1 protein-coding gene is annotated in these 302 nt (G+C 28.5%); it reads left to right on the plus strand.

Annotated elements, in window-relative coordinates:
- The coding region (locus DIU01_RS04025; RefSeq protein WP_290831960.1) for an OmpA family protein at positions 1-223 on the plus strand (223 nt) is incomplete at its 5' end.
- Positions 224-302: the final 79 nt, after the last annotated feature.

The following is a 302-nucleotide window of genomic DNA, read 5'->3' on the forward strand; positions in this document are numbered from 1 at the left end:
AATTCAAGGTCATATTTGTTGTCAAAATAAATATCAACCGGATACTATTTCTTCAGATAGGGCAAAAGCGATTTATACCTATTTAGTTAAAAATGAAATAAGTACAAATAGATTGTCATTTAAAGGCTATGGTGTGACCAGACCAATCCATCCAATTCCAGAAAAAAGTACCCAAGAGGAAGATAATAATCGCAGAGTTGAAGTTTTAGTAATTAATCGATAAAATATAAATACCTAAAAATCAGTACTTTATTTTTTTGTTTTGTATTTAGTATACGTATTTTTACGTAGTGATATTCCAC

Origin of the sequence: Flavobacterium sp., from assembly GCF_003525665.1 — a bacterium.
Classification (GTDB): domain Bacteria; phylum Bacteroidota; class Bacteroidia; order Flavobacteriales; family Flavobacteriaceae; genus Flavobacterium.